General features: G+C 33.1%; 7 protein-coding genes. 1 reads left to right on the plus strand and 6 read right to left on the minus strand.

Annotation, left to right across the window (positions count from 1 at the left end):
* Positions 1–153 precede the first annotated feature (153 nt).
* From IRZ78_RS18195 to IRZ78_RS18215, 5 genes are all read right to left on the minus strand, one after another.
* Positions 154–2,472, minus strand: coding sequence for a BamA/TamA family outer membrane protein (locus tag IRZ78_RS18195; protein ID WP_194617878.1), 2,319 nt, complete (start codon positions 2,470–2,472; stop codon positions 154–156).
* On the minus strand, positions 2,456–7,546 hold the full coding sequence (locus tag IRZ78_RS18200) for a translocation/assembly module TamB (protein ID WP_194617879.1): 5,091 nt from the start codon (positions 7,544–7,546) through the stop codon (positions 2,456–2,458). Before IRZ78_RS18200 ends, IRZ78_RS18195 begins: the two co-directional genes overlap by 17 nt.
* Positions 7,547–7,783: 237 nt before the next feature.
* Complete coding sequence (locus tag IRZ78_RS18205) at positions 7,784–8,743, minus strand: GSCFA domain-containing protein (RefSeq protein ID WP_194617880.1); 960 nt, start codon at positions 8,741–8,743, stop codon at positions 7,784–7,786.
* A 96-nt stretch (positions 8,744–8,839) separates the two neighbouring features.
* Complete coding sequence (locus IRZ78_RS18210) at positions 8,840–9,601, minus strand: hypothetical protein (protein ID WP_194617881.1); 762 nt, start codon at positions 9,599–9,601, stop codon at positions 8,840–8,842.
* Positions 9,602–9,767: 166 nt separating this feature from the next.
* Positions 9,768–10,562 carry a hypothetical protein gene (locus tag IRZ78_RS18215; protein WP_194617882.1) on the minus strand — a complete coding sequence of 265 codons (795 nt, stop codon included), beginning with the start codon at positions 10,560–10,562 and terminating at the stop codon, positions 9,768–9,770.
* A gap of 150 nt (positions 10,563–10,712) precedes the next feature.
* Here IRZ78_RS18215 and IRZ78_RS18220 point away from each other — a divergent pair, with 150 nt between their 5' ends.
* Positions 10,713–12,458 carry an ABC transporter ATP-binding protein gene (locus tag IRZ78_RS18220; RefSeq protein ID WP_194617883.1) on the plus strand — a complete coding sequence of 582 codons (1,746 nt, stop codon included), beginning with the start codon at positions 10,713–10,715 and terminating at the stop codon, positions 12,456–12,458.
* Positions 12,459–12,854: 396 nt separating this feature from the next.
* Here IRZ78_RS18220 and alaS read toward each other — a convergent pair whose 3' ends face one another.
* Positions 12,855–15,491: an alanine--tRNA ligase gene (gene alaS / locus IRZ78_RS18225; RefSeq protein WP_194617884.1), complete on the minus strand. Its 2,637-nt coding sequence runs from the start codon at positions 15,489–15,491 to the stop codon at positions 12,855–12,857.
* Positions 15,492–15,732 lie beyond the last annotated feature (241 nt).

Raw genomic sequence — 15,732 nt, forward strand, 5'->3', positions numbered from 1 at the left:
AAGTTTTTTCGCCACTAATTTGCACTAATTAGTAGTTTGCGCATTATAATCAATTTCATGAATTAAAATCTTAAAAATTCAATTTTAAAATTCGTGCTCATTGGTGACCCGAGCCATAGCGAAGTGGCAAAACAAATTCGTGGCAAACCTTCTTTAGAATGGATAACCAATCGCGATATTTAAAATCAGGTTGTCTTTTCTCCACGGTCCGCTTCCGAAATTAATATCATCAATTACCCAGCGCTGTCCATCCGGAAGGGCTGGATTTCTAAGAGGGAAAGCCAAATCGGTTCTTAAAACCAAGAACGACAAGTCGAAACGTAAACCTGCACCAGCACCTATTGCAATTTGTTTCATAAAATCTTTTGAGATTTCGGCTCCTTGTTTATCAGGATCGGCGTGTAAAAGCCAAATATTTCCCGCGTCTATAAACACCGCTCCTCTTACAATACTAAAGAGCTTTGCTCTGTATTCTGTATTAAATTCCAATTTTAAATCTGCTGATTGATCTGGTGTATAATTGTTGTTTACTGTTGGCGGAATCACATAACTTCCCGGTCCTAAAGTTCTGGCTCTAAAAGCTCTAATACTATTGGTTCCTCCTACTACAAATTGTTTCGATGTTGGCAGCGTTCTTGAATTTCCGTAAGCCAATCCTGCTCCTACAATTAATCTGCTGGCCAATTCGCTTTCTTTCCCCAGTTTTAAATAATGCCTGAAATCTGATTTGATTTTTACATATTGGCTAAAGGGAACGTCAAATATGGTCTTTACATCGTCTTTTTTATAATTGGCACCTGTAACCAATCCTGTAATATTTCCGGCTAAATCTAATTCACCATTAAAATAGAAGGTGTTTTTTCGGCGTTTCTGCATGGTATTGGTAAAAGTATAATTGTAAGTCGGTCCAAAAATAAGCTGTTTTTCAATTACTTTCCCCAGCGCAGGATCCTGTTTTATATCTTCTAAATATTCCGGGGTAACATGATTGGGACTTACGTAGGTTACATCTATTACATTTAGCTGGTGTTCTTTCCTTATGTTTTCTTTCCACAAATATCCAAAAGAGGCATTAAAGGAATTAAGGGCATACAACTGTGTTCTTTTTTGATACTCATATCGCAAAGCTACTTTGGTTCTTGGTACATACTCGCTGTTCCCTTCGATATTAAATGGCGTAACAAATCTAGGCCAGGTTAAACTTGTTTCTGCTCCCAGTTTATAAATGTTCTTTCCTTTGTTTACACCTCCAAGCTGGAAATCAGCACCGCCAAAAACAGACACGGTAAATAGTTCTGCGCCTTTAAGTAAATTTCGGTTATTCCAATTTACATTAAGTTCTGTTCCGGTATAACTGGCTGAATTTGTTTTTCCCAGAACCTCAACGCGAATAAACTTTTTAGGCAAAAGTGTTAGATAGTAATAGGAATCTAAAGTCTTTGGAATACTATCCGAGGGTTTAAATTCATTTTTTACAAAACTAAAAGTTCCCAGATTCACAAAACGATTTAAGGTTAAATTATGGTCTTTTCTGTTATACAAATCTCCTTTTTTAAAATAGATCGTTCGATCGTAAACTCTTGGTTTAAAAGTCTCTGTTGTATCTATAATCGTGAAATCTTTGTATTGCGTTATATTTTTTTTCCTGTAAACGGCACTATCATTCGAAAGAGAATAATTAGGGTAAACAAAAATTCTATTAATCTTATAGGCCGTAAGTGCTTTTGGTGGTGTATCTGGTTTTATTACCAGCCTGATTTTTACTTCATGATCGCCTTTACTGCTGTCTACCTGAGCCAAAAGATAATCTGGGTTAAAGTAAAAATACCCTTTCTCTTTAAGCCTTGCATCGATTCGTTCTCTTTCGGCTTTTATAATATCCAGATCATACGGTTTTCCTACTTTCAATAAACTTCTTCGGCTTGATCTTCCAATGATTCTGGACATGGCCAGGGAATCATCAGGAAAAGTTACGCTTTTAATGATATATTGTTTTTTGGGTATAACGGTATATTCTGCCGTAACTCTTTTATTTCGAACGGTAGAATCAGCGCTGACACGGGTTTTAAAATAACCTCTGTTTTCGGTAAAATTTCTCAGAACAGAAGCGTTATAATCTAAATCGACCTTGCTGAAAAGAACCGGAGCCTCTCCTACTTTATTACGAAGCCAATATCTGGTACCTTTTTGTTTTTTAGGTTCGCCGGCCAGATTGTAAATCCATAATTTGGGACGTAATCCCAAAATTTGTTTGTTGGGTTTTGGACGCAATAAAGCTTCTAATTCTGTTTCGAGTGCTTTTCTTTCTTTTTTCTTTAGTAAAGAATCTTTCACTCTTACAGAAGCTCCTGTGTAAAGCAAATCGCCTTCCGGCAGGTATTTAGTATTACTGCAGCCTAAAACAAAAAACAGGCAAAACAGTACAAAATAATTTATATACCAATTTTCTATATGTTTATGTTTTTTGTTCATTACCTTGAATTTGATTCTCTTTTAATTCTTTTTCTTCTTTCTCTTTTTGCTTTATTTTTTCTTTGCGGATTTTTTCTTCTTTTATCATTTGCTTTTCTTCTTCTGAACGATGAAAAAGCTCTCTGAATTTATTGTAACTCATTGTAATGATAAAAGCAACACCCGTTTCTACAACCTGACCTTCAACTGCTACCTGATATTGATTTTTTCTGTAAGCACGAACCATATAACGGCCATCTTTTGTAAGCTGATAATCCAAGGCTACGTCTCCGGCAATATTGGTGCTTTCTTCATTGGCACGCTCCGCTCCTTCAACACCAAAACTGCTTCCTACCGTTACTTTCAATCTGTCATCGAGCAGTTTTTTAGAAACCGCAACATTCAAATCGGTTCTGTTTTGCATGGTTCCAGAAGTGTAATCTTCTGTAGATTCTAAATCAAAATTGACTTCAAATCCGGTAATTAGTTCTCCGGCAAGATTATTTAATTGCTGCGAAAGAATCTTACTCACACTTTGTCTGGCCAAAGATTCTGCATTTGTACCGCCGCTTTCACTGGCAAATGGATTCTCGCCTACAAATCGGTTTAGTAATAAAAGGGCAAAAACCTGTTTATTTAATTCGGCAGGATCTTGTTCTAATTGTTTTAGTTTAGTCTGCGTTAAGGTCACCACATCGGAAGAAACATTATAATTGCCATCAGGAAGTACGATACCAAAAGAGATATCCGGTTTCATTAATTCTCCGTTCATTTTCAATAAAGTCTGAAACGGAAGCTTTTGTTTGTATCTATTTCTTATGGCCTGATCATCGTTTCCAAGCTGGTTGCCTAATAAATCAATTGGCGCAGCATTTACTTTATAAATTGCCGTAATATTTAAATTCGCCATTGTCGGTTCGCCATTCCAGGTAATATAACTTCCTTTCTGGATATCAAATTTTCTTTTGATTCCGTTAAAATTCATTTCATAAGCCCCGTCTGAAAACTCATATTTACCAGTCAAAGTAGTTTTTCCTGATTTATCTATTCCTCCAACTAACTCTGCTTCTCCTTTTAATTTTAAATAATCCCCGTTTGCTTTGTCGATAAGCAAAGTCAATTCTGCTTCTTTATCAATCGAAATGGCCACATTTACATCCATTCCTTTTACTTCAGACTGATCGAGTTTATTCTGTAAATCAACGGTCTGTTTCAAATACATACTATCTTCGTTGACAAACTCTACAATTCCTTCACGATCTGCAATTGATGGATCTGACTGCGGCATTACCAACGTAAAATTGGTTTCTTTATTAATTTTTATCGTTCCATCGATAACCGGGCTATCAAGATTTCCTTTAATATTTAGTTTTGTGTCTAAAAACATATCGCCATAAAACAAATCATTATCGGCTTCTTTAGAATGTATGGCTCTAAAATCGTCTGCCGTAACCAGCAGACCAAAGTTATATGCTTTGAAATCCGGAGACTGAATGGTTCCATCTACAGATAATTCGTTGTCGTTTTCGTCGTGAAGCGTGAACTTATCAAAAGTGATTACATCATTATTAAAGGTGATTTTTTCCTTATCTGTTTTAAAAAATGAATTGAGTTGTGTGATTCTAAAGCCGGTATCGTTAAAATTTAATTCTCCCGATACTTTTGGACTTGACGCCTTGCCAACAATTTTAAAATTTCCGGATAAATAACCCGTTCCTTCTGTCACATTGCCCATTGTAAAACCCTGAATGCTTTTAAGATAAAGCTTGTTTAAATCTAAATCAAAATCAAGATTTCCGTCATCCATTCTATAGTTTCCTGTCAGCTTTACTTCATTTCCTTCGCCTGTAAGTGCTACATCTGCATTGAGTAAATTATCGGTTTTATTATCTACTTTTATGGCAATATCCCCAACCGGTTCTCCTTTAAAAGCAAACTGATCTACTTTTAAGTCTGATGTAAAAGTGGGTTTTGTCATTACATTTTCCACCACTGCATTACCATTGATCAAACCTTGCATCAAAATTTCATCTTTTTTGACCATGTTCATAATGGTCTCAATTTTGAAGTTTACAAAATCGACTTGCAATGGCGCATTGTCCTGTTCTCCCTGCGACTGAATTTTTAATTCATTACCTGAATTGGCCAGATAAAATTTATTGATGTACAATCTTTTTGCTCCAAACTCAATTACATTTTCAGGATCAATAGTCCATTTATCATAATTTAGTATAAAGTTTTCAGCATCGATTTTAAAGATGTTTTTAGAATCCTCTGTTTTAAATTCTCCGGCAATAAAATATTGTTGTTTGTCTTTTACATCTTTCACTTCAAGTGCATATGTCAAAAGATTATTCTCGACTTTTCCCGATAAACTCGTAAAGGGAATTTTTAAAGATCCGCTTTCGATTGTTGCTACAGAAACCGAATATTCTAAAGCATTTTCTTTGGCTTCGATATTTATTTTTCCGTCAGAAATGGTATTATCGCCATAAACAATTCTTGGGATTGTTCCTTTTATTTCTAATGAATCTGTTACGTTATTGTATTTTCCGGTAATGTTAACAGGTTCTAAACCGGTTAATTTGGGAACCAGTTTAAAAAGTATAGGGTCATTATCGATCTTTAACTTAAAGGTCAAACGTTGCTCGTCTGCCTCGCCATTTACTTTTGGATTTTTTAAATCAATATATTTTGACAATGATTTTTTTATCGCGGCAGTTAATGTTGTTAGTTTGTATTTTCCGTCAACTTCGGCCTTTAAAAACTGAGATGAAATTTTGATATTATTTCGATTATTATCCGCAAAAGCAATTATGCGAACAGAATCCAGAACAATTGGTTCTGCAGCCTGCAAAACCTGAATGTTGGAAAGAAACACTTTTCCGTTTAAAAAATCAGGATTACTATTGGCAATATCAGCATCTACATTACCTCGCAATTTCATTGGTCCGGCATGAAGATTCAGTTTTTCTAAATCGGCAATATCAAGGTTTAATTTTAATTTTATTGAAGGGTATTTATCTTGTGTATTTCCGCTCGCAACCAAGTCAAAATTCAAATTTGGATCTTTCATTCCGGATTTTACGTCGAATGAACCCTTTGCGATATTTCCTTTTAATGCTAAATCTCTATAAGTATATCGATTAAAAACTGCTTTCTGTACCAGTCCATCAAATTGAGCACGAGCCGTTTTTGGGTCTAAACCATTTCCTTTTACTTTTGCTTTAAGGGTAATTTTTCCAATCGAATCGTTTTTGATCAATCTCCCCAAATCAAAATCTAACAGATAAACCGTTGCATCGTATTTCTCTTTTTTCTTAACGCGCTGATCAAATAACCCATCCACTTTTGCATTTCCAAAACTACTGTTTAAAGCCAGATTGGTTTTGAAATTCTGAACTGAACCTTTAAATTTTCCCTGCAAATTCAATTGAGAAGGCAACTGAATATTCTTTGGAATTGTTCCTGTTGGTACAAACGAATATATATCTTTAGACGTGCTTGAAACTTTCTTAATATCCAGATCGTAATAGGCTTTTTGAGCATCCGGCAATCCTTTTATTTTCCCCGAAAGGGAAACTTTTGTATTTCCTATTCCGCTCATTTCAAATTGCGGAATCCTTAGATCTTTTATTTTTCCGCTCAAGCGTGTATTCAGATACAAAATTGCATTTGGGTTACTCTTAAACGGATTTGTTTTTTGTAAATCCGGAACAAATAATAAAATATCTTTAAAACCAATTTTCGACTGATTTAGATTTGCCTCTATAGAAAGGTTTCCTAAATCTTTAGAAATTGATGCAATCGAATTGTACCCCACTTTAACTTTATTTTGAAGTAAAGTTTGAGGTGTTTTTAAATACAAATCATTCAGATACGCATTTTTAGGCCCGTAAAAGAAATCAGTTTTTAAAGACTGAATTTGTAATCCGCTTTTATCGTTTGCACTTAAAGCTTTTATATTTCCTGAAATGGTATCGTTTCCGTAGTATAATTTTTCTGCTTTAAAATTCAGTTTATCCAAATCTAAATGACTGTAATCAATTCCTTTTACAACCGGTTTGGATTGCATATCATCAAATTTGAAAGCAACATCCTGTATGTCGATATCATTTAGTTTTACTTTCCAACCTGCTTGTTTAATGGCAGTTGAATCTAAATCGGGCGTTTTTATTTGTTTGTCTTTTGTACCTAATCTCAAGTTTCCTTTTAGATTTTTTAGCTCGAAAGTATCGAAATCTAAAAGCTGATTATTCAAATCTATTTTGTTTACCGATAAATCAAGATTACCCAGTTTTATCCCTGAATCTAATTTAGAGTCTTTATTGTCATAGGCAATATCAATTTTCGATAAACTGATTTTGCCTAATTTTAAATTAAAATCTTTTCTTTTCGAGATGGTATCAACGGTTTCTACCGAAACTTCAGCAATTTTTTCCACTGCATCTTGATCTAAAACCAGTTTTAATCCGTCTAATTTAATGTTCGGAATATCAAAATTCATTTTATCCAAATCAAATTCCTTAAATTTTGTATCGAAATGTGTTAGATTGACCTTGACATCATTCTTAGAAAAATCATCTTTAAAACTGAATTTCACATTATCCAGATTCACTTTTACAACCGAAATTTTAAAAGGTTTGCTATCCGGATCCTCCACCTTTGGTTCTTTTGATTCGAATGCTTTTATGATATAATCAAAATTGAAAACGCCGTCTTTATTTCTGGAAATATTCGCATTCACATTTTCAAGTGAAACCGAATTGATTTCGAGTTCACTGCTTACCAGTTTAAACAAATCGACATCAACCTCTAAACGTTTACCTGCCAGTAAAGTATCTTTTTTTTGGTCTTCGAAATAAAAACCTTCCAAAACTATATCTTTTGGGAATTTAATCGAAATATGATCTAATGAAACTTTGGTTTTAATCTTATTATGAAGATAGGTAATTGCTTTGTCCTTCGCATAATTTTGAATAGAAGGAACCTGAATTAAAACAATTAAAAGTAATAAAAGTGCAATGATAGAAACCACGCACCAAAGAAGTATACGTAGTGTTTTTTTAAGAAAATGAATGGGTTTCTTATTCATACGTCAATAAAACACGATTAGATTAAAGTTGCGTTGTTATAAGGCTGTACTTATACAGTCTACAAAATTGAGAATTTTAAACTTTAACAATTTACATAATTACACGCAATTATTCTAGAATTTTACGCACAAATAATTATTTTCTTACTTTTAATTTGCCGCGAAGGCACCAAGACACTAAGTTTTTTGATTGGAAAACCCTTCATTAAATAATGGAATTGAAATACTTATATTAAATTAAAATTTAATATGAATCCATTTTTCCTGAATAGCACTTATTTTTTGCTGAAGTTTTGCTAAAAATTTTTGATGCTGTTCTGATTCCGGATTAAAACTTCTGTGACGCAGACTTTTTTGAATTTCATCTACTTCCTGCATAGTAGTACTGCTTTCTGGTGAGATATAATTTTCGCTAAAAAGTTTCCAGACATAATCAATGGCAATTTGATTAGGATGCAGCATATCCTGGGCATAAAAACGATAATCACGAAGTTCGTCCATCATGATTTCGTAAGATGGGAAATAGTTATGAGTAATGAATTCTGTGTTATGAGTTTTTAAAACTTGATGAAGTCCGGCAAACAGATGCGATTTACTGAGTTGATTTTCTGCAAAACCGTCTTTGATATGGCGTACGGGCGAAACGGTAAAAACGAAATTGATATTCGGGTTCAAAACCTGAATTACATCTATTGTGTTTTGAATACTTTTCTGAATTACTTCAACTTCTAATAATTCTTTTGAGAATTTCCTTTGAGGCACTTTGTGGCAATTGGCCACGATTTGCTCACTTTCTGTGTTTCTGTAAATCCAGGAAGTTCCATAAGTAATGATAATATGTGTGGCTTGTTTTAAATATTTATAAGTTTCTGAAATAGCTTTATTCAACGTTTCGAGTAATTCCTGTCGGTCCGAGTTGCTTAGATCTGAGTGTACTTGGTAACTATGCCAGCGCTCGTTATAAAAGAAAACATCTTTCTCTGTGTAAAATTCTTCCTTAACCACTCTACTCATTATTTTTTCGATCGAAACCGGATTAAAAATAATCCCAAACGGATTTGTAGAGTTTTGAAATTTGAAATAATCAAATTTCTCGGCCATATTTTCTGCAAAACACGAACCAATAGAGATTATTTTCGAATTATAATGGATTGGATTATTGCTTTTAGAAATTGGTATTTGGGTTCTGAACTGCATGGCTTTTTATTTAAACACGAATTTCACCAATTTTCACCAATAAAAAAACCAAATACAGAAGTATTTGGTTTTTGATAAAGTTTAAACTTATAACGCTTAATAAGTATATTCTGTTATTTCATCATCTTGCGAAGAATCGGTTTGGGTTTGTTTTGTCGGATATCCTTTTTCATTGTACTGATAAACACTATTGAAAATATTGGTTGTAATATCTTCTCCATATTTGTAAAGAGTAGTTAGTTTTGTTACATTATTTAAACTAGCACTAGTTTCATGATCAATAAGTAAATTAAATCCTAAAACATTTTTAAAAGGATTATTTTTAGCATCATATTGGTATGTTTTAGTATATGAATAAGAATCAAAAGTTTCTATTTTCTTTATAAGATTTCCATTTATGTAGGTTAAAACTCCATCAGATTTTTTTGTTTCTTCTTTTGTGGTTGGGTCAACAGAATAATTTACAAAAGATATTGTTCCGTTTGTATTGTATGTATAAACTCTTTTAGAAATATAAGTAACAGTAGGAGCTATTTCTGTTAATACATCTATTTTTACTTTACCGTCCTCATATGTAATTTCATTTTTAGAACTAATATTTCCTTCCTGAGCAAAATCTTCAATTTTAGTGATAAAATCCCCAGTGTAGGTATATACTTCTTTATCACTTGCTGTATAACTAGCACTTAGTATTTTATTTCCGTCATACGTTATTGTCGAGAAATCATTATCTTCAGGAGAATCGGAATATTTATAACTAACTGTTTTAGGCAAAACAGCATCAGTTCCGTTTTCATCACTAGAACAAGAGCTAAGTATTAAAGCTAATGCTCCAAAAAAACATAAAATTTTTTTCATTATTACAGGTTTAATATTATTTATTAAAAGCAAATATACAGGATAGTATATTTAATTTTTAAGAATTTTTAACAAAAAAAATAGTAGGATGAATTTAAAAATTTCATCAATAAAAAAACCAAACATTAAAGGCATTTGTTTTTTTATTGCTATTTAAATTTTAAAACTAGTACGTATATTCAATTTCGTATTCTATTGATTTACCTGTTCCATCAAATGAAGTATGTTTTAATGGATAACCGTTTTCATTATATGAATAGGTTGTCAAATAGGTGCTTACATTAGTATTTTCAGAGGATGCTTTTATCACTTTTAAAATATTATTTTTCCCAAAATAACTCACTTCATTTAACAACAAGTTAAAACCTAAAATACTTTTAAGAGGATTATTTTTAGTGTCATATTCAAAAACCAATGTAGTTGTTACTGATTTAAATGTTTGCTGCTCTTTTACAAGATTACCATCTTTATAAGTCAAAGTACCTATGCTGGTTTGAATTTCTAATTTCGTTTTAGCATCAATTGAATAATTTATATATGAAATTTGTTCATTAGAATTATGTGTATAAACCGTTTTTATAATATATTCTCCATCAGGATATTCTTTACTAAAAAGTATTTTATGAATTCGTGTTTTTAATTTTCCATTTTCATAACTATATACAACTTCTTTACTTTTAGTTTCATTTCCTTTCTCATCAACATTAAATAATTCTTGTTTTGTTATCAGATCTGCGTTGTAGGTAAATATTGTTTTTGAATCAGAGTCTATACTGTTTATAATTTTCTTGCCATCAAACTTAAGTGTACTGGTACTATTTGTTCCTAAAGATGCATTAGGATATAGATACGAAATGGTTTTAGGCAAAACAACACTCTCTTCTGAAGGAGTATTATCATCACTTGAACAGGATATCAATAAGAACGTTAAAAATCCAAAAAGTGGTAAAAGTTTTTTCATATAAGCAGATTTTTTTTTATGGGATAAATTTAGATTAAAATAAAAGACAAAATATTAAAATAATTAACATTTTTAATAACATAAATCAACTTCACAAACTCAAACTATTCACTACTTTTGCATCTTCTATTTTTTTAACATCCTCTCTATATGAAATTATTATATTCTTATATAATCAAACACAAAATGCTATTGCTTTTTGCGTTGATTATGGCCTCCATAAACATTTGTTTCAGTTTATCAGACTCTATTATTACCGGTAAATTAATGCAGGATTGCGGTGTTGGTTTGCATAAATACGAAGGAAACGAAATTGGTTTTATAAAATCTTTATCCTTCTGGCTAGGACTCTCTCTTGGTGCTGCCATGATTTCCAGAATCACCAAAAACTTTCAGGATTATTTTACCAATGTGGTGATCCAGAGAACCGGAGCTCAGATGTATACTGACGGAATCAAAAAATCTCTTGATTTGCCTTATGCAGAATTTGAAGACCAGCGAAGCGGTGAAACTTTAAGCAAACTGACCAAAGTACGATCTGATTCTGAAAAATTAATTACGCTTTCGATCTCTTTGATCTTTCAAACCATTATCGGATTCATTTTTGTAATTGTTTACGTTGCCCGAATCGATTATCGCATTTCGATTATCTTTTTGATTACAGCTCCAATCATTGCTTTGATCAGTTCGTATTTGGGTAAAAAGATAAAGATCGTTTCTCGAAAAATTGTCAATCAAACCAATGCTTTGGCAGGTTCTACAACCGAAAGTTTAAGAAACATCGAACTAGTGAAAAGTCTTGGTTTAACCTATCAGGAAGAAAAACGTTTGAACTTAAACACCTTTAAAATCCTGCAACTTGAACTGGAGAAAATCCGTTTTATCAGAAGTTTGAGTTTTATTCAGGGAACAACGGTTCACTTTTTAAGAACTTGCGTGGTTTTTACTTTATATTATTTCTTGTTTGGAAATAAAATCATTGTAGGGGATCTGTTAACGATGGTATTTTTTACCTTCTTTATTTTTGGACCTTTACAAGAGTTAGGAAATTTCATTATTGCTCTGAACGAAACCAAAGTTTCGATGGAAAACTTCAAAACATTATTAAGTGCTCCAAAAGAATTTCGTCCTAAAAGTCCAAAACACGTTGGAGCGATTCAATCTTTGCTTTTCGAGAATGTAAGTTTTCAGCATAAAACTGCTAAATTTAAAGCCGTTGAAAATATTAATTTCGAAATCAAACAAGGAGAAACTGTTGCTTTTGTTGGTCCGTCCGGATCCGGGAAGACAACTTTGGTAAAATTATTAGTGGGATTATATACCCCGGCCGAAGGTCAGGTGTTTTACAACGATATTGATTCAACCGAAATTGATTTACTTGATCTAAGGAAACAATTAGGTTTTGTTACCCAGGATGCTCAATTATTCTCAGGAACAATTCGTGAGAATTTATTGTTTGTAAGGCCAAACGCAACCGATGAAGATTTGTACGATGCATTAAAGCGTGCCAGCTGCGAAAAATTGCTACAACGCGCCGAAGATGGCCTGAACACTACAATTGGTGAAGGCGGAATTAAAGTCTCAGGTGGTGAGAAACAACGTTTGTCAATTGCCCGTGCTATTTTAAGAAATCCCAATTTATTGATTTTTGATGAAGCTACCTCTGCCCTGGATTCTATCACCGAAGAAGAAATTAACACTACAATTAGAAATATATCCGATCAAAACAGAATCACGGTTTTAATCGCGCACAGATTGTCTACTGTAATGCATGCCGATAAAATATTTGTTCTTGAACAAGGAAAAATTATTGAATCGGGCAAACATGAGGATTTGATTGTGGAGAAAGGATTGTATTACGCTATGTGGCGTCAGCAAATTGGGGAACGTAAATAATACTTTTTTATATCCTAAAGTACTCAGGCGCTGAGTTTCTAAGTTTTTCAATAGCGTGCAGCTTAGCTGGATGGAAAAAATAAATTAAAGTTAAAGGCTTTAGCCAAACTGTTAGGTTTGACTAAAGCCCTTTTCTTTTTAAGCACTTCCTGAGAAGATTGGGGAGTTTCTTTGACTTTTTGCCACAAATTCCACCAATTTGCACGAATTTAACTCTTGAATCTTTGCGAGTTTATTACGAAGATTTCTCCTTTGTCAAATGAGGTAAAAATCATTTTAATCCTTATAATCTGTGGCAAAAAAAATAAAAAACAAAAACCCGACAAGTTTTAAAAACCTGCCGGGTTTACTTTATCTAGATTTTAAATTCTTAGAACCTTAGTAACTTTAAAAAACTTATTTCACAAACTCAATTGCATGGGACAAAGCCTCTGCAATTCCACCAGCATTTTTACCTTTTCCAGAAGCGAAGAAAGGTTGCCCTCCTCCGTTTCCTTCAATATATTTTCCTAGTTCTTTGATCACTGCATTTGCATTTAAGCTTTTACTTGCTACCAATTCTTTAGATATATAACAGTGAATATTTGGTAAACCTTCTTCTAGAGAAGCTAAGAATACAAATGAATCTGGTTTTGAACTTCCTAATGCAGAAGCCAAATCTTTTGTTGAAGCCATGCTTAAATCTACTTGTTTTGCAAGGAAATTTACTCCGTTTACTTGCTGAAAATCTTTCTCTAATTCAGATTTTAAAGCGTTTACTTTTTCTTTAAGTAATCCCTCAACCTGCTTTTTCAATTTAGCATTATCATCCTGTAAAGAAGCCACTGACTTTAAAATATCCTGCGGATTTTTTAATGTTTCTTTTATTTCAGATAAGGTATTTTCCTGATTTTGGTAGAAGTCTTTTACCGCATCGCCTGTAATGGCTTCAATACGACGAATTCCAGCTGCTACTGCCCCTTCAGAGATGATTTTGAAATGCCAGATTTCAGCTGTGTTTTTCACATGAATTCCACCGCAAAGTTCTTTACTGTCACCAAATTCAATCATTCGAACATTATCGCCGTATTTTTCTCCAAATAAAGCCATTGCACCTTTATCCAATGCTTCTTTAATTGGGATATTTCTGTGTTCTACCAGTTGTAATTGCGCTTCAATTTGCTCATTTACACTTGCTTCAACCTGACGTAATTCATCCTCTGAAACTTTAGAAAAGTGCGAGAAGTCAAAACGAAGATAGCTAGGATTCACTAATGAACCTTTTTGCTCTACGTGAGTTCCAAGAAGGCTTCTCAAAGCCAAATGCATTAAATGCGTAGCGGAGTGATTTTTAGAAGTTGCACCTCTTAAATCGGTATTTACTTTTGCTATAAAACCAGCTTGGATATTTTCAGGCAATTGTTTTGCAAAATGCAAAATCAAATTGTTTTCTTTTTTCGTATCAATGATTTCAATTGTCTCGTTTGCAGAAACCAATGTTCCTTTATCTCCCACTTGTCCTCCACCTTCGGGATAAAATGGTGTATTATCTAAAACGATTTGGTATAAAATTCCGTCTTTCTTAGAATCTACTTTACGAATTCTGGTGATTTTTACCTCATTCTCTACTTTATCATATCCAACGAAAGTTTCCACATTTCCCGGAATCAAAACTGTCCAGTCTTCTGTTGAAACTTCTGATGCCGCGCGTGAACGTGTTTTTTGTTTTTGTAATTCAACTTCAAATTCTTCTTCATTATATGAAAAACCTTTTTCTTTTAGAATTAGAGCTGTCAAGTCTTTTGGAAAACCAAATGTATCATACAATTCAAAAACCTTAGCACCGGAAACTTCCTCACCTTTTGTTTGTGCAATTACATTGTCTAACAATTGTAATCCCTGATCCAAAGTTCTTAAAAAAGAAGCTTCTTCTTCACGAATTACATTGGTAACCAATTGTTGCTGCGATTTGATTTCCGGGAAAAATTCTCCCATTTGGTTGGCTAAAACTTCTACCAGTTTATTGATAAAAGGCTCTTTGGTATTCAAAAATGTAAATCCGTAACGAATAGCACGACGCAAAATTCTACGAATTACATAACCAGCTCCAGTGTTAGATGGTAATTGTCCGTCAGCAATTGCAAAAGCAACGGCGCGAACGTGATCTACCACTACACGAATGGCAATGTTTGTTTTGTTTTGTTCTTCTGAGATATTTTTTACCTCGTCAGATGTATATTTTAAACCTGTAATTTGTTCTACTTTCTCGATAAGCGGAGTAAAAACATCGGTATCATAATTGGATGTTTTTCCTTGCAAAGCCATACACAAACGCTCAAATCCCATTCCGGTATCTACGTGTTGTGCCGGAAGTTTTTCTAAAGATCCGTCAGCTTTACGGTTGAATTCCATAAATACATTATTCCAGATTTCTACCACTTGCGGATGATCGTTATTCACTAAGCTTTTTCCTGAAACTAATGCTTTTTCAGATTCCGGACGTAAATCAACGTGAATTTCAGAACAAGGTCCGCATGGCCCCTGATCTCCCATTTCCCAGAAATTATCTTTTTTATTTCCAAGGATAATGCGATCTTCATCGATTAGAGTTTTCCAGATATCCCAAGCTTGCTGATCAAAAGGTACATTATCTTCTTTACTTCCTTCAAAAACAGAAACATATAAATTTTCTTTTGGAATTTTATAAACTTCTGTCAAAAGTTGCCAAGCCCAATTGATGGCTTCTTTTTTGAAATAATCACCAAAAGACCAGTTACCCAACATCTCAAACATAGTATGATGATAGGTATCAAAACCTACATCTTCAAGATCGTTATGTTTTCCTGAAACACGAAGACATTTTTGCGTATCGGCTATTCTTTTGCTTTTTGGTGTTCCGTTTCCTAAAAAATATTCTTTGAACTGGGCCATTCCTGAGTTGTTGAACATTAAGGTTGGATCATCTTTAAGTACAATAGGAGCCGAGGGAACAATTAAGTGCCCGTTGCTTTTAAAAAAGTCTAAAAATTGTTTACGTACGTCTTGTGATTTCATATTTAAATTAAGCAAATGTGTCTGTTGAAAATGTGATAATTTAATAATCAAACAATTAGCGAATGTATGAATTAGAAATTGCGATAATTTGAGGATTTTAAACCAAAAAACTTTAAGTTAGCAAACAATAAATTATCTCATAAATACATTAACTAATTATCTAATTGACTCAATTATCTAATTATTTTATTCTTGAAAAAAAGCTTCGAAGAACTGAAACATTTATTAAATTTGTTCGACT

The sequence above is a fragment of the Flavobacterium sp. CSZ genome (assembly GCF_015350725.1).
Taxonomy (GTDB): Bacteria; Bacteroidota; Bacteroidia; order Flavobacteriales; family Flavobacteriaceae; genus Flavobacterium.

Coding starts and splice junctions, on each gene's coding strand:
- IRZ78_RS18215 (WP_194617882.1), bottom strand. CDS start 10,562: ATGAAAAAACTTTTACCACTTTTTGGATTTTTAACGTTCTTATTGATA.
- IRZ78_RS18210 (WP_194617881.1), bottom strand. CDS start 9,601: ATGAAAAAAATTTTATGTTTTTTTGGAGCATTAGCTTTAATACTTAGC.
- IRZ78_RS18205 (WP_194617880.1), bottom strand. CDS start 8,743: ATGCAGTTCAGAACCCAAATACCAATTTCTAAAAGCAATAATCCAATC.
- IRZ78_RS18195 (WP_194617878.1), bottom strand. CDS start 2,472: ATGAACAAAAAACATAAACATATAGAAAATTGGTATATAAATTATTTT.
- alaS (WP_194617884.1), bottom strand. CDS start 15,491: ATGAAATCACAAGACGTACGTAAACAATTTTTAGACTTTTTTAAAAGC.
- IRZ78_RS18200 (WP_194617879.1), bottom strand. CDS start 7,546: ATGAATAAGAAACCCATTCATTTTCTTAAAAAAACACTACGTATACTT.
- IRZ78_RS18220 (WP_194617883.1), top strand. CDS start 10,713: ATGAAATTATTATATTCTTATATAATCAAACACAAAATGCTATTGCTT.